The organism is Acidovorax sp. DW039 (genome assembly GCF_037101375.1).
GTDB lineage: Bacteria > Pseudomonadota > Gammaproteobacteria > Burkholderiales > Burkholderiaceae_C > Acidovorax.
Map to the genome: position 1 here is coordinate 3,700,061 of NZ_AP029019.1, position 25,459 is coordinate 3,725,519.

The 25,459-nt window shown below is 58.9% G+C and carries 22 protein-coding genes; 14 read left to right on the plus strand and 8 right to left on the minus strand.

What is annotated here, in order from left to right; all coding sequences use genetic code 11:
• Positions 1–74 precede the first annotated feature (74 nt).
• Positions 75–2,264 (minus strand): polyribonucleotide nucleotidyltransferase, encoded by a 2,190-nt coding sequence (gene pnp, locus AACH87_RS16555; protein WP_338795592.1) that lies wholly within the window; start codon positions 2,262–2,264, stop codon positions 75–77.
• Positions 2,265–2,469: 205 nt separating this feature from the next.
• Complete coding sequence (gene rpsO / locus AACH87_RS16560; RefSeq protein ID WP_291486243.1) at positions 2,470–2,736, minus strand: 30S ribosomal protein S15; 267 nt, start codon at positions 2,734–2,736, stop codon at positions 2,470–2,472.
• A 598-nt stretch (positions 2,737–3,334) separates the two neighbouring features.
• On the opposite strand from rpsO, the gene AACH87_RS16565 reads away from it, so the two are divergent.
• From AACH87_RS16565 to AACH87_RS16605, 9 genes are all read left to right on the plus strand, one after another.
• Entirely contained in the window at positions 3,335–3,865 is a 531-nt protein-coding gene (locus AACH87_RS16565) for a GspH/FimT family pseudopilin (protein ID WP_338795593.1), read from the plus strand.
• A gap of 18 nt (positions 3,866–3,883) precedes the next feature.
• Positions 3,884–4,456 carry a GspH/FimT family pseudopilin gene (locus tag AACH87_RS16570; RefSeq protein ID WP_338795594.1) on the plus strand — a complete coding sequence of 191 codons (573 nt, stop codon included), beginning with the start codon at positions 3,884–3,886 and terminating at the stop codon, positions 4,454–4,456.
• Complete coding sequence (pilV, locus tag AACH87_RS16575) at positions 4,453–5,133, plus strand: type IV pilus modification protein PilV (protein ID WP_338795595.1); 681 nt, start codon at positions 4,453–4,455, stop codon at positions 5,131–5,133. Before AACH87_RS16570 ends, pilV begins: the two co-directional genes overlap by 4 nt.
• Positions 5,093–6,052 (plus strand): PilW family protein, encoded by a 960-nt coding sequence (locus AACH87_RS16580; protein ID WP_338795596.1) that lies wholly within the window; start codon positions 5,093–5,095, stop codon positions 6,050–6,052. Before pilV ends, AACH87_RS16580 begins: the two co-directional genes overlap by 41 nt.
• 110 nt (positions 6,053–6,162) lie before the next feature.
• Positions 6,163–6,933 carry a PilX N-terminal domain-containing pilus assembly protein gene (locus tag AACH87_RS16585; RefSeq protein WP_338798998.1) on the plus strand — a complete coding sequence of 257 codons (771 nt, stop codon included), beginning with the start codon at positions 6,163–6,165 and terminating at the stop codon, positions 6,931–6,933.
• Positions 6,934–6,995: 62 nt separating this feature from the next.
• Positions 6,996–10,679 (plus strand): PilC/PilY family type IV pilus protein, encoded by a 3,684-nt coding sequence (locus tag AACH87_RS16590; protein WP_338795597.1) that lies wholly within the window; start codon positions 6,996–6,998, stop codon positions 10,677–10,679.
• An 8-nt stretch (positions 10,680–10,687) separates the two neighbouring features.
• Positions 10,688–11,152, plus strand: a complete 465-nt coding sequence (locus AACH87_RS16595; RefSeq protein WP_338795599.1) for a type IV pilin protein — start codon at positions 10,688–10,690, stop codon at positions 11,150–11,152.
• 25 nt (positions 11,153–11,177) lie between these two features.
• Positions 11,178–12,326 (plus strand): bifunctional diaminohydroxyphosphoribosylaminopyrimidine deaminase/5-amino-6-(5-phosphoribosylamino)uracil reductase RibD, encoded by a 1,149-nt coding sequence (gene ribD / locus AACH87_RS16600; protein ID WP_338795600.1) that lies wholly within the window; start codon positions 11,178–11,180, stop codon positions 12,324–12,326.
• An 86-nt stretch (positions 12,327–12,412) separates the two neighbouring features.
• Positions 12,413–13,042 (plus strand): riboflavin synthase, encoded by a 630-nt coding sequence (locus tag AACH87_RS16605; RefSeq protein ID WP_338795601.1) that lies wholly within the window; start codon positions 12,413–12,415, stop codon positions 13,040–13,042.
• Positions 13,043–13,182: 140 nt separating this feature from the next.
• Here the strand turns inward: AACH87_RS16605 and AACH87_RS16610 are convergent, their stop codons facing one another.
• A complete protein-coding gene (locus AACH87_RS16610) occupies positions 13,183–13,308 on the minus strand; it encodes a hypothetical protein (RefSeq protein ID WP_338795603.1) in 126 nt (41 codons plus the stop codon).
• A 67-nt stretch (positions 13,309–13,375) separates the two neighbouring features.
• Between AACH87_RS16610 and AACH87_RS16615 the strand changes: the two genes are divergently transcribed.
• Positions 13,376–14,578 (plus strand): ammonium transporter, encoded by a 1,203-nt coding sequence (locus AACH87_RS16615; RefSeq protein WP_338795605.1) that lies wholly within the window; start codon positions 13,376–13,378, stop codon positions 14,576–14,578.
• 164 nt (positions 14,579–14,742) lie between these two features.
• On the plus strand, positions 14,743–16,596 hold the full coding sequence (locus AACH87_RS16620; protein ID WP_338795606.1) for a phospholipase D family protein: 1,854 nt from the start codon (positions 14,743–14,745) through the stop codon (positions 16,594–16,596).
• A 166-nt stretch (positions 16,597–16,762) separates the two neighbouring features.
• On the opposite strand, the gene AACH87_RS16625 is transcribed toward AACH87_RS16620, so the two are convergent.
• Complete coding sequence (locus AACH87_RS16625) at positions 16,763–17,740, minus strand: tRNA-dihydrouridine synthase (RefSeq protein WP_338795607.1); 978 nt, start codon at positions 17,738–17,740, stop codon at positions 16,763–16,765.
• Positions 17,741–17,952: 212 nt separating this feature from the next.
• Between AACH87_RS16625 and AACH87_RS16630 the strand changes: the two genes are divergently transcribed.
• Positions 17,953–18,492: a hypothetical protein gene (locus tag AACH87_RS16630; RefSeq protein ID WP_338795608.1), complete on the plus strand. Its 540-nt coding sequence runs from the start codon at positions 17,953–17,955 to the stop codon at positions 18,490–18,492.
• 59 nt (positions 18,493–18,551) lie between these two features.
• Here the strand turns inward: AACH87_RS16630 and AACH87_RS16635 are convergent, their stop codons facing one another.
• The 3 genes from AACH87_RS16635 to AACH87_RS16645 all read right to left on the minus strand — a co-directional run bounded on the left by AACH87_RS16635 (position 18,552) and on the right by AACH87_RS16645 (position 21,100).
• Complete coding sequence (locus tag AACH87_RS16635; RefSeq protein ID WP_338795609.1) at positions 18,552–19,712, minus strand: class I SAM-dependent methyltransferase; 1,161 nt, start codon at positions 19,710–19,712, stop codon at positions 18,552–18,554.
• Between the two features lie 7 nt (positions 19,713–19,719).
• Positions 19,720–20,244: a GNAT family N-acetyltransferase gene (locus AACH87_RS16640; protein WP_338795610.1), complete on the minus strand. Its 525-nt coding sequence runs from the start codon at positions 20,242–20,244 to the stop codon at positions 19,720–19,722.
• Between the two features lie 268 nt (positions 20,245–20,512).
• Positions 20,513–21,100: a hypothetical protein gene (locus tag AACH87_RS16645; RefSeq protein ID WP_338795612.1), complete on the minus strand. Its 588-nt coding sequence runs from the start codon at positions 21,098–21,100 to the stop codon at positions 20,513–20,515.
• A gap of 180 nt (positions 21,101–21,280) precedes the next feature.
• Between AACH87_RS16645 and AACH87_RS16650 the strand changes: the two genes are divergently transcribed.
• The gene (locus tag AACH87_RS16650; RefSeq protein ID WP_338795613.1) at positions 21,281–21,919 is read left to right on the plus strand and encodes a response regulator transcription factor; all 639 of its coding nucleotides are present in this window, start codon (positions 21,281–21,283) and stop codon (positions 21,917–21,919) included.
• Positions 21,906–23,816, plus strand: a complete 1,911-nt coding sequence (locus AACH87_RS16655; protein WP_338795614.1) for a hybrid sensor histidine kinase/response regulator — start codon at positions 21,906–21,908, stop codon at positions 23,814–23,816. The genes AACH87_RS16650 and AACH87_RS16655 overlap by 14 nt, the downstream gene beginning before the upstream one ends.
• A gap of 63 nt (positions 23,817–23,879) precedes the next feature.
• Here the strand turns inward: AACH87_RS16655 and AACH87_RS16660 are convergent, their stop codons facing one another.
• A complete protein-coding gene (locus AACH87_RS16660; protein ID WP_338795615.1) occupies positions 23,880–25,319 on the minus strand; it encodes a coniferyl aldehyde dehydrogenase in 1,440 nt (479 codons plus the stop codon).
• Between the last annotated feature and the right edge of the window lie 140 nt (positions 25,320–25,459).

Below are 25,459 nucleotides of genomic sequence, written 5' to 3' on the forward strand. Positions count from 1 at the left end.
CAGCGCCTGCAATCAAGCGCTGGCAGCTATAAAAAACGTAGCGCCGTGAAGATACAGGGCCGAAGCCCCGTACATCACTGCTGCTGTTGCTGTTGCTGTTGCTGCTCCGATGCATGGCGACGCTGTTCCCGATCTCCCCGCTCTGCAGGGGCTGGGCGGTCGCCAGCCGCGGGACGCTCCGCCAGCGCCTTCATCGACAGCTTGACACGGCCCTTCTCGTCAGTCTCCATGACCTTGACCTTGACAATTTGGCCTTCAGACAGATAGTCGGAAACCTTCTCGACACGCTCGTGCGCAATCTGGCTGATGTGCAACAAACCATCCTTGCCCGGCAGCAAGTTGATGAGTGCGCCAAAGTCCAGGATCTTGGTCACAGGACCTTCGTAGACCTTGCCGATCTCCACTTCGGCCGTGATTTGCTCAATGCGGCGCTTGGCTTCATCCGCCTTGGCAGCCTCTGTGGCAGCGATAGTGATGGTGCCGTCTTCTTCGATATTGATCTGGCAGCCCGTCTCTTCTGTCAGAGCACGGATCACCGCCCCACCCTTACCGATCACGTCGCGGATCTTTTCAGGGTTGATCTTCATCGTGTAGAGCTTGGGAGCGAAGCTCGACACCTCGGTCTTGGCTTCACCCATGGCATCCTGCATCTTGCCCAGAATGTGCATGCGGGCTTCCTTGGCCTGGGCCAGCGCCACCTGCATGATCTCCTTGGTGATGCCCTGGATCTTGATATCCATCTGCAGGGCCGTGATACCAGCGGTAGTCCCGGCCACCTTGAAGTCCATGTCACCGAGGTGATCTTCGTCACCCAGAATGTCCGTCAACACCGCAAAACGGTTGCCGTCCTTGATCAGGCCCATGGCAATACCCGCCACGTGCGCCTTCATGGGCACGCCAGCGTCCATCAGCGACAGACAGCCACCGCACACCGAAGCCATGGACGAGGAACCGTTGGACTCGGTGATTTCAGACACCACACGCATGGTGTAGGGGAACTCTTCCTTGGTGGGCAGCACGGCAACCAGAGCGCGCTTGGCCAGACGACCATGACCGATTTCACGACGCTTGGTAGAACCCATGCGCCCCACTTCACCCGTGGCAAAGGGAGGCATGTTGTAGTGCATCATGAAGCGGTCTTCGTACTCGCCAGACAGTGCATCGATGCGCTGAGCATCGCGCTCCGTACCCAGAGTGGTCACCACCAAGGCCTGGGTCTCGCCACGCGTGAACAGCGAAGAGCCGTGCGCACGGGGCAGAACACTGTTGCGAATCTCAATAGGACGCACAGTACGGGTGTCGCGGCCATCGATGCGTGGCTCACCAGCCAGAATCTGGCTGCGAACAATGCCCGCCTCGATGTCGAACAGCATGCCTTCGACCTTGACGGAATCGAATTCGACACCCTCAGCCTTCAATGCTTCCATGACGGAAGCGTAGGCCTCACGGCACGCCTGGGTACGCGCCTGCTTGTTACGGATCTGATAAGCCGCACGCAGCTTGGAGTCTGCAAAACCCACCACCTTGGCAATCAGCGCTTCGTCCTTGGCGGGTGCCTCCCATTGCCAGACGGGCTTGCCTGCATCGCGCACCAATTCATGGATGGCGTTGATGGCAATCCTGCCTTGCTCATGGCCAAACACCACAGCACCCAGCATGACTTCTTCAGACAGCTGAAGGGCTTCGGACTCCACCATCAGCACAGCGGCTTCGGTGCCAGCCACCACCAAGTCCATCTGCGAGTTCTTGCGCGCAGTCTGGCCAGGGTTGAGGACATATTCACCATTGATATAGCCCACACGAGCAGCCCCAATGGGGCCGTTGAATGGGATACCAGAGACAGCCAAGGCTGCGCTGGTCGCAATCAAGGCAGCGATGTCTGCATCCACTTCAGGATTCAACGAAATGGTGTGCACCACCACGTGCACTTCATTGAAAAAGCCTTCGGGGAACAACGGACGGATGGGGCGGTCGATCAGTCGGCTGGTCAGCGTTTCGTGCTCGCTGGGCTTCGCTTCACGCTTGAAGAAGCTGCCTGGAATCTTGCCAGCAGCGTACGTCTTCTCGATGTAATCAACCGTCAGCGGGAAAAAGTCTTGGCCAGGCTTGGCAGACTTGGATGCTACCACCGTTGCCAGAACCACGGTGTCCTCGATGTTGACCAGAACAGCGCCCGATGCCTGGCGGGCGATCTCACCCGTTTCCATGATGACGGTCTTGCCGCCCCACTGGAAGGTCTTGGTCACTTTATTGAAAATGCTCATTTCAGCTCCTTGAGAAAACAGCCAGCCCGAAGACCAGCCAGAGCGGAGAGCAATTCAGAACACGATGCCATTCCAGTGAAGCTGCCGCATGACCAGCGCCCTGCAACTGCATTGGAATGACACAGCTTCGCTCCGTTTTGCAACTCCGAAGTAAAAAACGCCTGAGCTAGCGAACTAACCCAGGCGTTTTTGCATGCGATAACGATTACTTGCGCAGACCCAGCTTGGCGATCAGTGCTGTGTAACGGTCAGCGTCCTTGGCCTTCAGGTAGTCAAGCAGCTTGCGGCGGCGGCTCACCATACGCAGCAGACCACGGCGACCATGGTGGTCTTTTGCGTGGGTCTTGAAGTGAGGTGTCAGCTCGTTGATACGGGCTGTCAGCAGTGCCACTTGCACTTCTGGGCTACCAGTATCGTTGGCGCTGCGCGCATTGGCCTTGACGACTTCGGCCTTGATGGAGGATGCGATCATGATTTTCCTTAAATGTGGCCCCACCAATATGAGAGCCATAGTTTTTACTTGCGCCAACAGCTGGAATGACCGACGGCGTGCGTCTTGCACCATGCAAAACTTGCCAAGTATACCCTGTACGGAATTTTTGGACTTGCAAAGGGAACCGCAATCCAGAACACTGCGCCAAGCACCCAAATGCAGCCAGCCCACAATCATCCTGAAGCCGATCATTGACCAACCCCAAATGGAAATAACGAACTCTACCCACACTCATCACGCACACCGCTGGCGCAGCGTGTTTTGCACAGTCATCTTTCTTTGCTCTTCACATCTCGTTGGAACTGCATGGGCCCAGGCATCCCAGACAGGCAAACCAAAGACCACCCAAGCGCCTCAACAGCAAAAGCGAGGAGGCCTTAAAGTGATCCCACACAAGAGTCCATCCGAAGAAACCCAAGCCGAGCGTGATCGAAGACTGTACAGAGAGTGCAAAGGCATGCCTAACGCTGGTGCTTGTTTGGGGTACACCCGCAGATAGGCTGCCGCTCATCCTTAAGGCGTGGCCATTAGTCACACGACCCACTGCGACACAACACAAAATCCTTAGGATCGCCCCATGCAAGCAACATCCCTCATCCCGGGAATCCAACAAATTCCAGACCAACACGGCTTTACTGCCATCGAATTGATGGTCGTGGTCGCCATTGTTGCAGTGCTAGCAGCCTTGGCTGCCCCCAGCTTCACCCCACTCATTGAACGCTGGCGTGTTCGCAGCGTGGTGGAAGACCTCACATCCACCCTCTACTACGCCCGGTCTGAGGCTATCAAGAACGGAGGCGGCATTGCTATTGACGCATACAACGGATGGAGCCAAGGATGGAAGGTCACACAAACAGTAAACGGCACAACAACAGACCTGCAAATAAGCACCACGCCCGCCAAAGTGAGCTTGGTGCAAAGTAATAACAAGACGAAGTTGTACTTGGATCGCTGGGGCACTCTGTCAGAGACAAGTGGTGGCGCGCCAACCTCTCTCGACATAGTGATTTACCCCGAAGGCAAGAACGCAAGTGATGCCAGCGCCATCAGGCTATGTACTTCATCAGGACGCATTGCCCAAATGAAACAAGGTGCCGCGTGCCCCTGATGAGGCGACCCAAACACCATGGACATCATTCTTCATTTCCCTCAATTCAGGCGACCAGCAAGCGGCTTCACCAGCATCGAATTGATGGTAGTAATCTCTATTGTTGCAACCTTGGCAGCATTGGCTGCCCCTAGCTTTACGCCAATCATCGAGAGTTGGCGAGTGAAAGAGGTAACAGAGCAACTCCAAGCCAGCCTGCAATATGCACGCTCAGAAGCCATCAAGCGCGGAGGACAAATAACTATCCAGAAGTTGCCCAACAACACCAATGGTTGCAAAACAGCTTCAAACAAGCTGGAATGGGATTGCGGATGGTTTATATGCCACGATACCAATAGTGATGGCACCTGCAACGCATCTGAAACCGTTTTACAGCGCGTTGACACATCGGCCAAAGTCCATATCAATCGCTCCAAAGGCGGTGCAACTATCAAGTTCAACCGATGGGGCCTAGTTGACGGCACCTGGCTCGGTTTCAACCTGACCCCCCTCGACAAAACTCTTGCCCATCCAGGCGCACGTGGCGTCTGCATGAGCTCAGGGGGCCGCATTCGCATCATTCCGCAAGAAGAAATACCGTGCAAAGCATGACTGCCATGACAACCACCTCACACCAACACCAACGTGGCATCACACTGATCGAATCCCTGGTTGCCGTGGTTATCACAGCGCTGGGAATCCTAGGCATTCTGGGTGTGCAGATGCGCACATTGACAGATACGTCTACCTCAGTGCGTCGCGCACAGGCGATACGCCTGATCGACGATTTGAGTGAGCGCATGAAGGCCAACCCCAATGCACTCACCAATATTAAAAGCTACGAATCCGGCTACAACAAGAAAGGCAGCGCGCTGATTACTGCTACAGACTGCAGCACTGTGGCGTGCACCCCCGCTGAACTGGTGACATACGACCTGAAGCAGTGGAAAACAACCGTAGAACAAAGCCTACCCGCCGGCCAAGCGAGTGTCTTTCTTGCGCCAGGCGAGGATGTTGACCCCCCAGGCGTGGATGTCAATAGACGACAGTTGGGAGTGATGATCGCCTGGCGCGAAAACGAGAAAGAGACGACTACAGGCTCCGGCGGCTACAAGGACGACATTGATGCCAGCAAGTTCCGCGCCTCTGACAGCAAATTGCTGTCAGGAACAGATGTCACGAATGCCTGCCCTGCAAATAGAACCTGTCACTTGCAGTACATACCCGTAGCTGCGCGATGCGCACCTTATGAAGACGGCAGCGGTAAAAAGAAGTTTTACTGCTCGTGAATACAAATCCCTCAATACGGCCGAGTACGTACCAAGCAATGCATTGAACATGAAAAGTCGAAAAAAAATGATTCATCAACGCGGTGTGACATTGATCGAGCTGATGGTAGGTATTGCCATCGGCTTGCTGGTGATTGCGGTCGCAATGGGCGCATTGATGGTTTCTCGTGGTGTTTCAGGCACCGTGAGTGACGCAAGCGGCTTACAGCAACAGGGAGCTTATATTCTCCGGACTATCGGTCAGCAGCTGCGACAGTCCGGGTCTCTGTATCTCAACCCCAATCCAGCTAGCGCTGCAAGCGCAGATGTACTTACCGCTGTTGCCTTTGAGATTCAGGCCACCGGACAAGGGGGAGGCAACAGCTTCTCACAACAGGACACTATCAAGGGAACTGCGAGCAGCGTTACAACAGGTTTTAGGCGTTACCAGGATAATGTTTTTATCGCCGACAACGCAACCACCACAACCGTAGGCACAGATTATCTAGCACGTAATTGCGTGGGAGCCCCAGCCAATAATAAGACTGATGAACGCGTTGAGAGCATTTTCAGCTTCGCCGATAACATGCTTAGCTGCGGAGGGAATGGAGCCGCCGCTCAACCTATCGCTCAAAACGTTGCGGAGTTCCTCGTGAATTACATAGTGCAAACCAACGATGGCAGCGGCACCAAAGTTCAATTCAAGAAGGGAAGTGATATGCCCACCGATGTCACGGACCCTATTTGGCGCACTGTCCAAGGAGTGCAAGTCTGCATAGTGCTTTATGGCAACGAAGTCGTCGACATGCCTGCGAACAGCAGCTACACCGACTGCAGCGGAAACAACGTAGATATGACCACCTTGACGAACACCAGGAAGAACCGTGCGCATCTGCTGTTCCGCAACACATTCCAGCTACGTAGTCAGGGACTGATTTAACGCATAAAAAAACCAGCCCATCTCACAGCAAGCACACACCCTTTGCAGCCATGCCAACCAATTCGTCCAACCCATTAGCCAACCCGCCCTACAACAAGGGGCAGAGACCAATGGGAAACACAAGAACCAGCCAACAAGGGATTGCCTTGTTTGTAGTAATTGTTTTTGTGCTCTTATCTATGCTGTTGGCATTATGGGCATCTCGCACCTCACTCTTCAATGAAATGGTGGTAGGTAATGATGCAAACTACCAACGTGCCTTTGAAGCGGCACAAGCTTTGATACAAGATGCCGAGTTAGATATACGCGGCGAAATGGCTGATGGCACCCCTTGCAGCAGCGCGCCATGCCGCGCGTACACCAGCAAACTCCAGTTTCCCGGTGATACTCAAGAAATCAACCCACTGATCACTTTTTTGCTAGATCAGCCTACACGCTGCAAAGATGGGCTTTGCGCTCGCCGAATGGGAAGACAAGACTTTTGGAACTACGTCAAGCCAGACACCCCCATCAAGCCGGAAGCCAACTATAAGCCTGCCGAACTAGAAGGCGAAACCCCCCTTTCTGATCTTATTAAAGAAGGGGTAGGAGCACGTTATGGTCAGTTTACCGGCGCAAAAGTGGGTGCCAATGGCAAACCCGCGAATCCCATATTGGCCGATACAGCTGATGGACGCGGTGGTTGGTATTGGATTGAAATTCTACGTTATAGCGACAAAGCCAAGAGTGCAAATGTCGTGATTGACTCATCCAGTAGCCAACTCCCTCTTAATCTTGACGTCTACGTGGTATATCGAATCACAGTCTTAGCTATTGGCACAAAACCCGGCACATCTGTAGTCCTACAGGAAACCTATGCCCGGCAGCGGCTCAAGGATTAACACTACAGCCAATGCAACAGATAAATACATTTACCTCAGCATATTGACTTCAAGGAACAATCATGCCCCACAGCACAAAAATTCCCTTCCCCAAAAGTCTTCTGGCGATTGCTGCAAGCACATTGTTATCCCCACTAACAAGCTGGGCACTAGATTTGGTTAAAGAGCCGCCACTACCCACATCCAAATCAGCATTTGTAGCACCAAACGTTATTATTTCCATTGATGACTCTGGAAGTATGAACTTTGGTGTAAAAACCTCCACAACTGGCTCATCAAACACAGGGCCAGGCTACACGGTGCCCGATAGCAATGGCAAATGGAAGGACGATGCCAGGCGAGTAAAAGTTTTACAGTATGCCTTGGATAAAGTTTTCAAAGATACGGCGCTTATACCGGAAAACAAATTACGGATTGCTTGGCAATCCATGAACAACGGTACACAGAAGAACGTTAACGTGGCCGGTATGGCTACTAACTCTATGCGCCCCGTAGATGCGATTGTGGGGGGCAAGAAGCATCGTGATAATTTCTTAACTTTCGTCAATGGTTTAGCCCCAAACGGCGGCACTCCTTTACACCGTCTCCCCAGTCAAGCAGATGCTTACATGCGGCGCCCACTCAACAGCAGCAGCCCTTGGGCTACTGACCCAGGAGGAACGGGTAGCAAAGCTACAGAATACCTTGGTTGCCGTCGGAATTACCATATCTTGATGACCGATGGTCGCTGGAACGGCGATGTATCCGGTGGAGATCAAGATGGACAAAACTGGGCTACACAAGGCGGTCGCCAAGCATATAACACTGCCTCCGACCAGACCAGAATCTATTACGACAACTATTCAGATACGATCTCCGACTGGGCATTTAAAAGCTGGATGGATCCCTTGCAATCTACAACAAGCTTAAAAGATGCAGACAAGATTAAGCCATCCCAAGTTTATACCGATGCACCAGCAACAGAACTATTTTCTCTGACAAAAAATAAAACTAAAATTATAACAACCACTGGCACCACCACCACCCAAAGGCGGAACGCTTGTCTAGCGCTATCTGGAACATGGTTAGGTGGTACGACAAATAATTGCCAAGTGAATGATGGAACGGAAACAAAATCTGTAAATCTACAAAAATATTGGAATCCAAAATATAATCCCGCAACGTGGCCTCATATGGTCACTTATACCATTGGGTTTAGTGATGATGCCACAACTTGGCCAGGGGCCAGTAACATTATAGGACCATCTACAACGGTTCCTTTTGGCTATGACAACGGCTTCGTCGAATTGGTGACTGGTTTTCAAACTTGGCCCGCCATGGATAGTGAAGATAAGCGCGCACTAGATTTATGGCATGCAGCAATTAACGGCCGAGGTAGATTTTATGCAGTATCGGAAGCAGAGGATCTGGCAAAGGCTTTCACAGAAATCATCGGCAAAATTAGTGATGAAAGTGCTCCCCTGCCAGACGAAATCGCCGGCGGTAGCAGCACTAGCGGATATAACGTTTCTCAAAGTAATGCGGGTATCTTCGCATCGATTTACAGTCCCAAGCGCGCTTGGAGTGGTTCAATTACAGCTACACGTGCGATAGAACCTGAAGAATATCCATGCCCAACGAAGGATGACCCCAACCTCAAATGCATCCGATTCCCGGACACCATTGCAGGCTGGGAAGGTAAATCCACTGCTGACAGACTCGACGCCTTGCCAAATGTGGATAACCGTTTGATTTTGAGTTGGAGTGATGCTAGCAACGGCGGTATTCCGTTCAAGTGGGATAAGGCTACCAACACTACTGACCCGACGATGCCTGAGCTCGGATACAGCGATGCACAAAAAAGAAGTCTGTTGGGTATAGCCACAACTGGCGCTTTCACCACGGCCCAGAAAACCCAAGCCCAAGACATCATTAACTACATCAGAGGTGACCGCAGCAAAGAAGGCACAACCCCAGATAAGCCCCTACGCGTGCGCTACAGCCGACAGGGCGACATTGTCAACTCCGAAATCTGGTACACGGGTCGCCCCTCTGGCAATTACGCTGAAGGATATTCGAAATTTGTGGCGAGCCAGAAGGACCGCACACCCGTCCTCTATGTAGGCGGTAACGACGGCATGTTGCATGGCTTTTCTGCGAAAAACGGTGAAGAGTTAATCGCCTACGTGCCCCGAGGGGTTGTGAGCGGCCTTAAAGACCTGGCCGACAAAGACTATGCACATCGCTACTACGTTGACGGTTCACCTATGACGGGTGACATAGGCGGAGCGGGAGGGTGGGGAACTGTATTGATAGGTACCTTAGGTGCTGGTGGTCAGGGTTACTTCGTATTAGATGTAACAAACCCCGACTCGTTCAAGACTCAGTCCCCGTCTAGCTTGGTCATCATGGATCGCACCCGCAGCAATACCGAAACAGGCTCAGGCAACGATGCGGATATTGGCAATATCGTGGCCCAGCCAGGGCGCAACCCTACAAATATGCAAGAGGCGACCCAGATCACCCGCGTGAACAGTGAAACTGCCCTTGGTAGCGGTAAAGCCAGCACCACTGGCCGCTGGGCAGTGATCATGGGGAATGGCTATAACAGCGTTAATCAGCGGCCTGTACTGCTGGTTCAGTACCTGGATGGAATGAGAGAACTGAAGACTATTCCAGCCACTACAGACTCAGCAGGCTCGGGTTATGCCGTTGATAATGGCTTGGCCTCTCCCGCACTGGTGGACTTGGATGGCGATGGCAAGACCGATGTGGTGTATGCAGGCGACAACCAGGGAAACCTGTGGAAATTTGACCTGACAAGCATCAAAGATGCCAATTGGGATGTGGCTTTTGGCAAAAATAAACCGCTCTTTACTGCGCGTGGACGGGCAAGCTCCAGCACCACAACGCGTGATCAAGTGCAGCCTATCACCGCTCCACCGATTGTCCGGCCCAATGACCGTATGAAAACTGTTGGCTCCGGCAAGGATGCCAAGACAGTGCCCGTAGGCGGAATGATGGTCGCTTTTGGTACGGGCCGCAATCTCACAGCTCAGGATCGCCGTACGGACATTACCCAACCAGTGCAGACTATTTATTCCGTACTGGATAACGCGCGCTACCGCTTGAGATCTGACAAGACTTCACTTGAAGTTCATCCTGGAACCGGCGACTGCGGCAGCGCACCCGCCACATGTATTCCAACCCCTGAAGCAGTGGGCACGATGACTACCGATGGAAAGCCCTTAGCAAAGCAGGAAGTTTCTAAGGTTGATGGTGATTTTGCTACCGTAAACGCAACCCAGAACTTGAATAAAGAAACTTGGTCGACATACAAAGGTTGGTACCTGGATTTGCCGTTCTCGGGAGAGCGCCTCTTGAAACCCATGCAGTTTTTTGATAGTAGTAACATTCTTGCGGTTTATTCAGAATCACCTGCAGGCACCAAAAACAGTGAAAGTGACAACATCAATGAAAGCTGCGTACCAGTGAAGGTAGATACCAGCGCGGGCAGCCAATTCCGTACGCTCATCAACATCATGGATGGGAAGATTCCTACCGTGCAGTTGGTAGACTATGACGGTAATGGTCAATACGACGCTGGCGATCTGAATGTGGCTCGCGCTGCAGTCAAAACAGGAACTCCTGTCTTGATCACAAAACGTGATCGTATTGTGGACAAAACAGGCGGTGGCGGTGGCCGTGACACGCTGAACCGTATGCCTGAAAAATCCCTGCGCCCCAGCTGGCGTCAGCTGAAATGAGGAATGACATGGTTCGATATGTGCCAAAGCCGCAGCGTGGATTTACGCTGATCGAATTGATGATTACTGTGGCCGTTGTGGGGATTCTCTCGGCCATTGCCATCCCGAGCTACCAAGAGTACGTGCGGCGTGGCCATCGTGCTGATGCCCGTGCAGGCCTGTTGCAAGCGCAGTTGTGGATGGAACGCGCATCCACAGCTACGGGGGTCTACCCCGCTGCCTTGCCAGATACTCTGGCATGGGATGTGAGCAAGACCGGATTCAAGGACAAGCGCTACAACATTACCCTCACCTCGCCCACGAGTGGGAAAGATGAAGACAAGGGTGTGACCTACATGCTGACTGCGACCCCCAAGGGAGCCCAAGCCACGGATAAGTGCGGTGCGTATACCTTGGAGCACAACGGTCTGCGCGGTGCCAACGGGAAAAAGTCTAACGAAAGCGGCTATGACCCGGACTGCTGGGGCAAGTAACCGCTGAGCTACCATCGCGGGCGCAATGACCACTTCCTCAGCGTCCTCACCTATCGACCAAGCGCTTGGGCTCGCCGCCCAGGCGCTTTTTCTTTCCAACCCCAACCCTCGCGTGGGCTGCGTCATCACATCGCCTAGCGGACAAGTGCTTGGGCAGGGCTTTACCCAGCGCGCTGGCGAAGCGCATGCCGAGATCATGGCGCTGCGTGACGCTGCGCAGCGCGGGCACGATGTGCGTGGTGCTACAGCCTATGTGACGCTGGAGCCTTGCTCACACCACGGCAGAACCGGGCCTTGCTGCGATGCGCTGGTTAGAGCGGGCGTTGCCAAAGTGGTAGCTTCTATTGCTGACCCTAACCCGCAGGTGGCAGGCAACGGATTTGCCAAGCTCAGAGCAGCTGGCATTGAGGTGGAAGTTGGGGATGGAGCCAGCGCCTCACGCGATCTAAATATTGGTTTTTTCAGCCGCATGGTGCGCAAAACACCTTGGGTTCGCATGAAGGTGGCCGCATCGCTGGACGGTACGACTGCCCTGCACAACGGCGTGAGCCAATGGATCACATCTGCCGAGGCGCGCGCGGATGGGCATGCCTGGCGTGCGCGGGCCTGTGCCGTGCTGACAGGGATTGGCACCGTGCTGGACGATGACCCCAGCCTGAATGTGCGAGAGGTCGCCACCCCACGCCAGCCCCATGCAGTGGTGGTAGACAGCCAGTTGCAGACGCCCCCTGAAGCGCGCCTCATCATGCCGGGTCGGCAAACCTGGGTTTATTGCGCCGCCCCGCAAGACGCGGCATTCCAGAGTCGCAAGAAGGCACTGGAGGCGCAGGGTGCTACCGTGATTCATTTACCCAACCCACACGGCAAGGTGGATCTGACCGCCATGCTGCACGACTTGGCAACCAAAGGCGTCAACGAGCTGCATGTGGAGGCGGGTCACAAGCTCAACGGCTCTTTCGTGCGAGAGAAACTCGTGGACGAAATGCTGGTGTATCTTGCGCCCCAATTGCTGGGCACCGGGTTTGGCATGGCCCAATGGGGGCCCATCGACCATCTTGGTGATGGCTTGCCCCTAACTTTCCAGAGCGTGGAAGGCATCGGGCCTGATGTACGCATCGTCGCCCGCGTAAGGGGGCGTGACCACTTTACCTCCAACAAAACATCTGATTCGTAGTCTTTGACATCCGTGCAGCTCGCGCATGGTGCTGCGCAATGACCTGCTGCAAACCTCGTTTTTCTGCTCTAGCCAAAATCACCACCATGTTCACAGGAATCATCACCGGCCTAGGCCATATCACAGCAGTCGCCCCTCTGGGGGACTCCGCCGCTCACGGCAAACGCCTCACTATCCAGACGCCCGCGGGCTATCTGGACGATGTCGGGCTGGGGGACAGCATTGCCCTGAACGGGGCATGCATGACCGTCACCACCTTGGCCCTGGAAGCCCAGCAGTTCACCGTGGATGTGTCTGCGGAATCGCTCGACAAAACCACGGGGCTGGATACAACAGGCCCGGTCAACCTGGAAAAGGCCCTGCGCGCGCACGATCGGCTCGGGGGGCATCTTGTGTCCGGCCATGTGGACGGGCTGGGCCAGGTCACACACTTCGCCCAAGTGGGTGAGAGCTGGGAGCTGCGGGTGATGGCCCCACGCGCTCTGGGCCGCTACCTTGCCTACAAGGGCTCCATTACCGTCAATGGTGTAAGCCTCACGGTGAACCGGATTGCGGATTCCGAGGCAGGCTGCGAAGTCAGCATCAACCTGATTCCTCACACCGTGGAGAACACAGCTTTGGGCGCGCTCAAGGCAGGCTCGAAAGTCAACCTGGAAATTGACCTGATCGCCCGGTATGTGGAGCGCATGATGGCCGCACCTGCCGTAACCAGCTAACGCAGCAGGGGCAAGTCAGCAGCGGCCAACCGGCCACTCCAACGAAACCGCTCCTCGACTTTTGCTACATAAAAGATAGCTTCTTGCGCTCATGGGATGGGCGCTAGAGGCTATTTTTTTACACATGAATTCTGCCTGCCTCACACCACGGTCTGCCTCTGGCATGCGCCGTATGGGCTGTCTGCGCCCACCCCACCCACAGGCACCAACACGGCCCACACACGCCACCACACAGCACCAAGCTGGCGCACTTCTTGCTTTTTCATGGTGCAAAACTGGTGAATGCACCTCTCGCATGCACCAAAACACACACCATCACAGCTTGAGGACGATATGGAAGCACTCAAACAGGGCACGGACGCCTTGTTCATTCTGCTGGGCGCCATCATGGTGCTTGCCATGCATGCGGGTTTCGCCTTTCTTGAACTGGGTACCGTACGCAAAAAGAACCAGGTGAACGCGCTGGTCAAAATTCTGGTCGATTTCTCTGTCTCCACCGTGGTCTACTTTGTGGTGGGCTACGGGGTAGCCTATGGCACCCACTTTTTTGTAGGTGCGGACACCCTGGTTCTGCAAAGCGGCTATGGGCTGGTGAAGTTTTTCTTCCTGCTCACGTTTGCCGCCGCCATCCCTGCCATCATCTCCGGCGGGATTGCCGAGCGGGCCCGGTTCTGGCCTCAACTCCTTGCCACAGCGGTGATTGTGGGGTTTGTGTACCCATTCTACGAAGGCATTGCCTGGAACCAGCACTTCGGCGTGCAGGCCTGGATCAAGGCGCTGACAGGGGAAGAGTTCCATGACTTTGCCGGGTCGGTCGTGGTGCATGCCATGGGCGGATGGATTGCACTGCCAGCCGTGATCCTGCTGGGCTCTCGCGCCAACCGGTATCGCAAGGACGGCGCCATTTCCGCGCACCCCCCTTCCAATATTCCCTTCCTCGCATTGGGAGCCTGGATTCTGATCGTGGGCTGGTTCGGCTTCAATGTGATGAGCGCGCAAAGCGTGGACAAGCTCTCGGGCCTGGTGGCGGTGAACTCGCTGATGGCCATGGTGGGCGGCACCCTGACGGCGCTGGTCATGGGCAAAAACGACCCCGGCTTTGTGCACAACGGCCCTCTGGCCGGACTGGTGGCCGTATGCGCAGGCTCTGATCTGATGCACCCTCTGGGTGCGCTGGTGGTGGGCGCAGTCGCTGGCGCGATCTTCGTCGTGATGTTCACGCTGACGCAGAACAAATGGAAGATTGACGATGTGCTGGGCGTGTGGCCCCTGCATGGCCTGTGCGGTACCTGGGGTGGTCTGGCGGCAGGCATTTTTGGCAGCAAGGCGCTGGGTGGCCTGGGGGGCATCAGCTTCAGCGGCCAGCTGATTGGCACTCTGCTCGGGGTGGTATGGGCGCTGCTGGGAGGAGCTGTGGTGTACGGCACCCTGAAAGCGACCGTGGGCCTGAGGCTGAGCCAGGAAGAGGAATTTGACGGTGCCGACCTGTCCATTCACAAGATCAGCGCAACCCCTGATCGCGAAGTGAGCTGGTAAGGCAGGGGTCGCCAGCCTCTTGGGCTGCACATGCTCGCTCAACGCGCTGCGGAGGCCCTCCGGAGTGTTCCAGAGCGCGGTTGGCGCGTTGTCCGACAGCTCTGCAGAACACTGCGCATTACAGTGATGGCGGGCGTACTGCCCGTTCATCTTCACGCGCCAATATGCCCCCTGCCCTGCCCCGGCCAGCGTCTGGCCATCGCTTTGGATTTGCCACAGGCTTGGCCTTCTTCACGGCAACAGCTATCGCCCTAGGTGCACTGCTGTCGGGCTGCGCAGGTCTGCCAGAGCATGTAGACCGCCCAGTAAGCCACGCACTGGAAGCGCCTGAAACCACAGCCCTCGGTCAGCAGGTGCAGCAACAGCGGCAGGCGGCCCGCACTTCCCACGCCTCGGGCTTTGTGCTGCTCAGTGGCCCGGAAGCGGCTTACAGCAGCCGCCTGGCACTGGTGGAATCGGCCCAGAAAACGCTGGACCTGCAGTACTACGCTATCCACGCAGATGCCAGCACGGAGCGCCTGCTGCGTGGTGTGCTTGCCGCTGCACAAAGAGGGGTGCGGGTGCGCGTTCTGCTGGATGATTTCCACAGCACCGGACGGGATGCACAGGTGATGCGCCTGGCTTTTGCGCCCAACATCGAGATGCGCATGTTCAACCCGCTGGTGGGGGCACGCAACTCCCAACTGGGGCGCATGTTCAGCCTGCTGGGAGACTTCTCGCGCGTGCAGCAGCGCATGCACAACAAGCTGTTCATTGCCGACAACGCGATGGGAATTGCAGGCGGCCGCAACCTGGGCAATGCCTATTTCGGCAACGATGAAGCAGGCAACTTCGTGGATCTGGATGTGCTTGCCAACGGGCCCGTGGTGCAGGAGCTGTCACGCACCTTTGATGCGTACTGGAACAACCCGCGCGCCTATCCGGTGCAGTCGCTGATCTCGCACCAGGAGCTGCAGCGCATGCGAGGGGCTTTTCAATCTGCCGAAGGGGCAAGCCGCCCACGCGTCAAGGCCGTGCGGGACGGTGAGGGCGAAGGCAGTGGCGAGCCGTTGCCTGCGCCCAAAGCTTCGTCTCCTACCGCACAGCAGCAACGCGCCCGCATTTGGGGGCAGCAACCCATGGATTTGAGCAAGGCCCGGTGGACCTGGGCACCCGCTGCGGTTCTGGTGGATGAGCCCACCAAGATTTCGGCGGAAGGGGCAGGCACGGCTGCGTCATCGCCGACGCCCCCATCGCCCATGACCCCAACCGCCGCTTCAGCGCCCGCCAAAGCCCAAGCCTTTGCCGCCAAGACCAGCGTACCGGGTCCAACGCAGCAAACCAAAGCCCAGGCTGAGGCCGCACCCGTGGCTGAACCCACCCAAGGCGAAACCGTGGTGGATGGGCTGCTGGCATTGATGGCGCAAACCCAAAAAGACATGCTCATCGTGTCGCCCTACTTTGTGCCGGGGCCGGACATGAAAAAGGCTTTTGCAGACGCAGTGGCGCGCGGCGTGCGCGTGCGCGTGCTCACCAACTCGCTGGCCTCCAACGACGCACCGCTGGCCCATGCGGGCTACGCAAGGCACCGCCCTGATCTGCTGCAAGCCGGGGTGCAGCTGTATGAAATGCGCAGCGAACTGTCGGGCCTGAGCAATGTGCTCAATGCATCGGGCAGCAGCGGTGGTGCAGGCGGTGCAGGCAGCTCCCGCGCCATGCTGCACTCCAAATTGCTCATTCTGGATGGGCGATTGCTCGCCATCGGCTCCATGAACCTCGATCTGCGCTCCCAGCTGCAAAACACGGAGATCGCACTCCTGATTCGCAGCACCGGCCTCGCCACGCAGGCCACCGAACAGATAGAGACTGCGCTGCGTGAGGCAGCGTGGAGGCTGGAGAGAGATGCGGATGGCAAGCTGCTGTGGCGAGCCCCCGAAGGCAGCGGGCTGGCAGACGCCACGACCGAGCCAGACACCAGCGCCCCCTTGCGTTGGCTGTTGTGGCTGCTCAAGCCCTTTGCGCCGGATCACTTGCTTTAAGTGCAACCAACACGCCCCCTGGAGTTGTTGTTCCGTCGCCTGCTCGCACCGCTCATGGAACCGGCCTCAAACCCCTTGAATGCGCCCAGAAAGTGGGACGCACTGTGCAACGCTTGGGCCGGCTCAGCCCAAACGGTGGTTGCAACTGCAATCATGCAGACCGAGATCAGCCCGCCCGCTCTCCCCCTGCGGCAGTTTGCAGCTGCCCGATCCAGAGGGTGATTTCACGCTGGTCAGTCAGTGTGCGCACATGGTCAAACGCCTGCTGGGCTTCAGGGTAGCGCCTGCGCAGCAGGTTGAGCCACTGCTTGAGGCGGCCCGCGCGTTGCCTGGGCTCCAAGTCTGCGCACACCAGGTCCCAGAAGGTCTGCAGATGGGGCAGAAGGTCCGCCCACCGCACCGTGTCCGTGCCCGCCTGCCCAGAATCTGCCGCACGCAGGGCACGGGCCAGGCCCGGGTCTGCCACCGCGCCGCGCCCCAGCATGAGCGCGTTGCAGCCAGACACCTCGCGGCACCGCTGGGCGTCTTGCACCGTCCAGATTTCGCCGTTGGCCACCACCGGAATGCGCACCGCGGCCCGGATTTCCGGAATCAGCTCCCAATAGGCCGGAGGGCGGTAGCCGTCGGACTTGGTGCGCGCATGCACCACCAGTTCTGCTGCGCCGCCATCCTGCATGGCCTGGGCGCATTCACGCATCAGCGATGTGTCGTTGAAGCCCAACCGCATCTTGGCAGACACCGGCAGATGCGCAGGCACTGCGCGGCGCACGGCGGCCACCACCTGCGCAATGCGTTCAGGCTCTTGCAACAGGGCCGCGCCCCCACCGTGGCGATTCACCACTTTGGCGGGGCAGCCAAAGTTCAGGTCGATCCCCTCGGGATTCAGGGCGGCCAGACGCGCAGCGTTTTCCGCCATGCATACAGGGTCTGAGCCCAGCAGCTGTGCCCGCACAGGAACGCCCGCCGCAGTGCGGCTGCCGTTCAGTAACTCAGGCACGTAGCGCAGGAACACCTTGTCGGGCAACAGTGAGCCGGTGATGCGAATGAACTCCGACACGCAGCGGTCCACGCCCCCCACCCGGGTGAGCACATCACGCAACACAAAATCCAGCAGGCCCTCCATGGGCGCAAGCAACAAGGTCATTCGGAAATCATCCCTGGAAGACACTGCCTATCAGCATCAAAAAGCATTGCAGCGCTTATCCAACAAGCGCAAGAAGCTATAAAAATTATAGCGATCGTAATCCACCGGCAGTCAGTGCACACCAGCGTCAGTGGCGTTACCGCTCGGTAGCGTCACGCACATGTCACGGCGCGCTGGTGCAATACCGGCCACTGCCCGTGAGACCTCCCGCCATGCTGCTCATCAAAACCGACAAAGCCCGACAGGAACTCGCACCCGGCATGCGCACACTGAGCCTGCGCGAGCGCTCGCTGTTGCTGCTGGCCGATGGCAAACCCCTGTCCGACCTGCAAGCCATGTACAACGGCGGCGGTGCCCAGATTGTCGAGCACCTGCTGCGCCAAGGCTATCTCGCCGCTATGAATACCTCTGGCAGCCCTGCAGCTGCGCAGGAGGCCGTGGTCAGCGCACAGCCTGCGGCCCAGGCCAAGCCAGCCGAGCCCGCACAGCCTGCTGACGCCCTGCGATCACTAGCGGGCGCACGCATGTACCTGTTCGACATTTGCGAGCGCATGTTTGCACGGCGTGACCCGGCCATGGCCCAGCATTTCCACAGCGCCCTACGCAGCGCCCGAGACCGGGACAGCATGCTGGATGTGAGTGAGTCCCTGCTGGAAGAAATCACCCACCTCGCGGGCGAAGAGCGCGCACAGAGCGTGCGCGAACGCATGGCCCAGCTATTACCCCGCGAGGCCAGCATGGCCGCTGCGTGAGTCCTTTGAACAGCTTCTCACCCAGCCCGCCTTCAGCGCAAGAAACCACCAAGATCCACTCAGGCTGCCGCCAGACGCCACAGCGATGTAACCTCGGCCGCACGCGCTGCGTGCAACGGGTCTGCCGCATCCACCGCCTTGCCGTGGCGCGGCTTGATGTCATGGCGGGCCACCACGCGCAGGCCCGCCTGTGCGATCCACTCCAGCAGCTGGGCACGTGGCCGCAGCCCCAGGTGTTCGGCCAGGTCAGACAGGATCAGCCAGCCCTCGCCGCCGGGCTCCAGGTGGGCTACCAGCCCGGTCAGAAAGCCGCGCAGCATGCCACTGCCCTCGTCGTACACCGCACGTTCGATGGGCGAGCTGGCTCGGGCAGGCACCCAAGGCGGGTTGCACACCACCAGGGGGGCGCGCCCTTCGGGGAACAGATCCGTCTGCAGCAACTGCACCCGATCTGCCACACCCAGGCGTTGCAGGTTGTCTGCCGCGCAGGCCAAGGCACGGGGGTCCTGGTCGGTAGCCACCACCTTTTGCACGCCCCGGCGCGCCAGCAAGGCAGACAACACCCCGGTGCCCACGCCAATGTCAAACGCCAGCGTGGTGGCGGGCAAGGGCGCTTGCGCCACCAGGTCCACATACTCACCCCGCACAGGCGAAAACACGCCGTAGTGCGGGTGGATACGGTTGCGCGGGGCAGCGCCCAGGGCGGCAATTTCCACCCCTTTCTTGCGCCACTCATGCGCGCCCACCAGACCGAGCAGTTCGCGCAGCGAAACCACACAGCGCTCACCAGTGGCAGCGCCCCAGGCTTCGGTACACGCCTGCCTCAGGTCGGGCGCTCGGCGCAGGGCAATGGAGTAGTCACCCTCCAGAGGGATAAGCACCGCAGACAGCACGCGCGCGCGCTGTCCCTGGGCCTGGCGATGGAGGTGGAAGGCTTGGGCCAGGGCCTCTGGCCCCTTGGCACCAGCGGGCGCAGGAGCCGCATTCTTGCGCGAGGGGCGCGCCTTGCGGTCGGCACGGCGGGCCATGGCCTGCAGCAGCATGCGAGCGTTCTGGAAATCACCCGTCCACAACAGCCCGGTGCCTTCGCAGGCCAGCCGGTAAGCCGCATCCGCTGGCAAGGTGTCATCGGCAGTGATGACACGGCGCGGCGCGGGTGCGCCGCTTTCGGAGCGCCATGGCGCGCTGTGGGCCTGGCCCTGGCGGCTCCACTCGATCATCAGCGTGTCAGCCAGCCAAAGAGCGCTTCAGGCGCACTTCTTCGATCTTGACGCCGCCAATCACAGCGGTCTTGGCAGTGGAGAGTTCACGCTTGAAGCCTGCCAGCTCGTGAAAGCGAAGGGCACGCTCGTTGCGCAGCGGAACCCACGCCGTGACGTTGGTGCAGCCTTCTTCCTGAAGACCGTCACGGGCTGCATCCCACAAGGCAAGGCCCACGCCTTGATTCCAATGGGTGGGGGCGGCGTAGATGGCCCAGATTTCGCCGGTGGTGGGACGGGATTTTTCATCGCGCGAGCGGTCATAGCCGACAAAACCGACGATCTTCTCGCCATCAACGGCCACCTGAACCTGGGGCTCGCAGTATTCAATGGCCTCGCGCCAGTAGGCTTGGCGCTTTTCGACCGAGGACATGGCTTTCAATTGCTCGTCTGGCACCAGACCCTTGTAAGCCTCTTGAGCGGAGACGGTGTGGATCTGGGCAATAGCTTTTGCATCGCGAAGCGTAGCGGGACGAACCTGGATACTAGACATGGAAAAAACGAACGAAAACAGGGTGTAAAAAAACGAAAGGACCGGCATTGTCGCCGCAAACCGTTTTCCACCCTTTTGCGCTCGGTTTCATGCAGGGCTTGTGAAGCCATTTTTCAGCCCTTTTTTGACCTTGCGAAGGGCTGTCGGGAGACAACGACGACCGGCATTCTGGGCAGGCAAAGAGCCTGCAGCCTGCACATACGGAAAACGCCCAAAGCCCCACCAACAGGGGCTTTGAAGCCTATGGGGGATGGTCAGCGCGCAGCCTTCAGGCAATGGCCATGGCGTTGCCCATGGCGGTAGCTGCCATGGCTTGGGCAGCGCGCTGCACCAGAGCACGCTTGTTGCGTGGACGAGGGGCGTGCACGGCTGGTGGCATGCCATTGATGGCCCCCAGGCCCAGCACCAGGGTCACGGTGCGGGAATCCTCTTCACGGTCTTCTGTCGCGTAGGCACGGTAGCTGCCATTGCCCTGCCCGTGGCTGCGGCGCACGGCGTGGAAGGCCAGGCGCGCGCTGTTGACGCGATTGCCGCCAAAGGGCAGCACACGCACCCGGGCGTCGCGGTCGAGGGCCAGGCCCAAGCTGCCCGCACGGTTGATCAGGTCGGTGCGCACGGTGCGCCAGGTCTGGCCGCCGTCGGTCGAGAACTGCCAGGTGCCCACATGTGCGTCCAGCTGCTCAATCACCACGCCGGAAAACAGCGCCAGATCAGGGCAGTTGTCCTGCAGGATCTGAACCACACTGTTGCCGCCCACCCCGCCCGACAGGGACGCACCGCGGGAGCTGCGGCGGTCTGACGTTGCGCGGGGCGCAGCGAACACTTCAGCGGAAGAACGGTTGGCAAAAGCAGTCATGGAAACCCCCTGAACAATCAATCGAAAACAAGATGAAAACGCATTGACATTTGCAATTCGAGGCACCGTTCAATGCATGGTGGGGAAGTCTAGAAATCGGTATGGCCTGCGTCCATCGCACAAATGGACTAACAAAAATGGACTAGTCCACGCAAGCCGTTTGTGCGCAATACTTGGTGTATGTCTGCCCGCCTATTGCTTGTTGATGACCACACCCTCTTCCGCACCGGACTGCGCCTGATCGTCCAGGGTCACCCGTCTGTGGAATACATTGCCGAAGCGGGTTCGGTGGCAGAGGCCTGCGCGCTCAAGATGATCGATGCCGACCTGGTGCTGCTGGACATCCAGCTGCCCGGCATGAGCGGCCTCGATGGCCTGCGCCTCATCCGCCAGGCGTGTCCCAAGGCGCGCATCGTGCTGGTGTCGGCCAGCGTGGCGCCCGATGCGGTGAACGAGGCCCGTGCACGCGGTGCAGACGGTTTTCTGCCCAAATCGGCCAGCGGCGAGGACATTCTGGAAGCGATCTCCTGTGCGCTGGCCGGCCTGCCGTGTTTTCCGGCGAGCAACGGCAATGCCCCCGCAGGTGCAAAACCTGCCGATGGTGCAACGCTGACCTCGCGGCAACTCGATGTACTGACCCTGTTGTGTGCAGGCAAGCCCAACAAGGTCATCGCGCGCGACCTGGGCCTGAGCGAGAACACGGTGCGCGTGCATGTGGCCGCCATCTTCACGCAGCTGGGCGTCAACAGCCGCAGCGCCGCTCTGCTGGCGGCCCAGCGCATGGGCCTGGTGTCCATACCAAGCCATGACACCGTCTGACGCCCAAGAGGCAAGCACTGAGGCGATGGCGGCTGGCGGTGCTGCACAAGAGGCCGCCCCTTTAACTGCTGCGCCCGCAGAGCCCCCTCGGCGCTGGGCATGGCCCCGCTGGGAGCGCGATGAAATCCTGCGCGAACAGGTCTTCCTGTTGCGCCACAACTTTCCCATGACGCTGCTGGCCTCACTGGCCACAGCCTTCGGCACGCTGTGGGTGATGCGCCCCGTGGCAGACCAACAGGCCATGCTGGCGTGGCTGATCTCGCACATCGTGATCGTGGCCTGCGTGTACGCCGTGCTGCTGGGCATTGACCGCACGGGCAAGGAACACCCCCGGCAAGCCGTGTGGCGCCTGATGCTCTGCATGAGCGTGATGGGCATCAGCTGGGGCAGCCTGAGCCATGTGGTTCTGTACTGGGGCAGTGGCGAAGCGGTGATCTACGCCATCGGCATCATCAGCACCGTATCGTCCGGTGCCCTGGGCCTGGGAGCCCCGCTGCTGTGGGGCTACATCGTCTACCTGACTTTCGCCATCGGCGGAGTTCTGCTCGCGCTGGCGCTGGCGGGCGGTGTGGTGATGTGGCCCGCGCTTCTCATGGTGTGCGTGTATTACGCGCTGACCTCCATGCACGCCCGCACCGGGGAACAGGCCACGCTGCGCTCCATCGTGCTCAAACTGGAAAACGAGCGGCTGGTGGCGGAGCTGCGGGCCGAATCACGCAGAGCCCTGGCCGCACAGGAAGCTGCAGAGCAGGCCGACCGGGACAAGTCCCGCTTTCTGGCCGCGGCCAGCCATGACCTGCGCCAGCCGCTGCATGCCATGGGCCTGTTTCTGGAAACGCTGCAGCGCAGCCCGCTCAACGCCCACCAGCAAACCGTTCTGGGCCACGCCCATGCGGCCTCGGGTGCGGCGGCAGAAATGCTCACCACGCTGCTCGACTACTCCCGCCTTGAAGCCGGTGTGGTCAAGGTGCGCCCCGCAGCTTTTTCCATCCAGGCGCTGCTCACGTCGCTGGAGCAGGAATTTGGGGTGCAAGCCGATACGGCAGGGCTCATCTACCGCACGCGTGAGACATCGGCTGCCGCATTTGCAGACCGCTCACTGGTTGATCTGGTGATGCACAACTTCATCTCCAACGCGCTGCGTTACACCAACGAAGGCGGCATCCTGATTGCCTGCCGCCAGCGCGGAAGCCGTCTGGCACTGGAAGTGTGGGATACAGGGCCTGGCATTCCGGAGCACCAGTGGGAAGAAATTTTCAAGGAGTTTCACCAGCTTGGAAACCCCGAGCGCGACCGCCGCAAGGGCCTGGGCCTGGGCCTCGCCATTGTGCAAAGACTGGCGCGCGAGATGGGCACCACGGTGGAGGTGCGCTCGCGCCCCGACAAGGGCTCGGTGTTCCGCCTGTGGCTGGACAGCTGGCAAGGCGCACTGGAAGACGAAGCCCAGCCCGTGCTGGACCCACAACGCCTGGCCGGGCTGCGGGTGCTGGCGGTGGACGATGACGAGGCCGTTCGCATGGGCATGCAGTCCTTGTTGGAGAGCTGGGGTTGCGAGTGCCTCACCGCAGAGTCGGGTGCAGATGCCAAACGTTGCCTGCAGCGGATGACACCCCAGCTCATCATCACGGACTTCCGGCTGCGCAACGAGGAAACCGGCAAACAGGTGCTGGAAGCCTTGCGCTCGGAACTGGGCTGGATGGTGCCCGCCATCATCATGACCGGCGATACATCGCCCCAGCGGCTGCGCGATGCCCAGTCCACCTCTGCCCTGCTGCTGCACAAGCCGGTGTCCACCGGGCAGCTGCGCGATGCCATCAACCAGTCGCTGCAGCAACCTGTTCCAGCGCCCTGGGAGCCAGCGCCAGCCGAGCAGGCAACGCCACGCAACACCGCCTGAGGCCACAGCCACGGCTGTCGATCAAAGCTCGCGCAGCCTGGCAGACACCTTCAGCGTACGCTCCTAAAACAAACGCCGCATCGCCCCCATGATGCGATCAAACCGCGCCCCATAGGGCGGGTACAGCAGCTTGCCCAGCGACCAGGGGGACTGCACCAGCACCGACTTCTGGTGGCAAAAGCGCAGAAAGCCCTGCTCGCCATGGTAGGCCCCCCAGCCACTGTCGCCCACCCCGCCAAACGGCAGGTTGTCGTGCGTCACGTGCATCAGGGTGTCGTTCACCGTCACACCGCCGCTCACGGTGCGGCGCAGCACATCGTCACGCACGGCCTCGCTTTGGCCAAACCAGTACAGCGCCAGGGGGCGCGGCCCTGCGTTGATGTGGGCAATGGCGTCATCCAGCCGCTCGTAGGGCACCACGGGCAGGATGGGGCCAAAGATTTCTTCCTGCATCAGCTGCATGGCCGAGGTGACGCCGAACACCAGCGTGGGCAGCATCTGGCGGCTGGCCCCATCCCCCAGCGTGCCGGTGGTGTGCACCGGTGGCTTGCCCGCAGACGGATCAATGGTCTGCACCTCCGCCCCCAGGGTCTGGGCCTGCTGCAGCATGGTGCGCAGCCGGGCCAGATGGCGCGAGGTGATGATGGAGGCGTAGTCCGGGTTGCCCTCGATGGCAGGAAACATCCGCAGCACGGCCGCGCTGTAGGCCTGAGCAAACTCGGCTTCGCGCCCGCGGGGCAGCAGCACGTAATCGGGGGCCACACAGGTCTGGCCTGCGTTCAGCAATTTGCCATGGGCAATCTTGAGTGCTGCATCACGCAGATCGCAGTGCCCGTCAATGATGCAGGGCGACTTGCCGCCCAGTTCCAGCGTCGTGGGCGTCAGGTTCTGGGCCGCCGCCTGGGCCACCTTGCGCCCCACGGCGGTAGAGCCGGTAAACACCAGATGATCGAACGGCAGCGAGGCAAACAGGGCAGACAGATTGGCATCGCCCTGCACCACGCAAAACTCGTCCGGTGCAAAAAACTGGGCCACCAGCGCCGCCAGCTGGGCCGATGTATGGGGCGTGAGTTCACTGGGTTTGAGCATGACGCGGTTGCCCGCAGCCAGTGCCGTGATGGCGGGGGCCAGCGCCAGTTGCACCGGGTAGTTCCACGGCGAAATCACCCCCACCACACCCACGGGCTGCCGCTCAATCCAGGCGCTGGCAGGCTGGAGAAAGAGGGGCGTCCACACTTTGCGGGGCTTCATCCAGCGCCCCAGATGGCGCAGCGTGTGCGACAACAGAGATCGCAGCACAAAGAAGTCTGCCACCTCCGTCAGACGGGAGGAACGCATGCCAAAGTCCGCCTGCACCGCAGCGGCCAGCACCGGGGCGTGCTCGTTGAGCATTTTCTGCATCCGCAGCAGACGCTCGCGGCGCACCAGCAAAGGCACATCGGTGTGGGCCCGGCTGGCCTGGTGCTGAAGATGGAAATGGGTGTGGATTTCTGCAGGGGTCATGCAAAGATCATAGGAGACGCCACCCGTTTGCCTGTCACCAAAGCACCCATGGGCCGGGTGGACACAAGGCAGCCGCAGGGTTGCGTCTGGCACCCGACACATGTGCCCGGCTGGTACCCTGCAAGGGCTCAGCAAGCCCC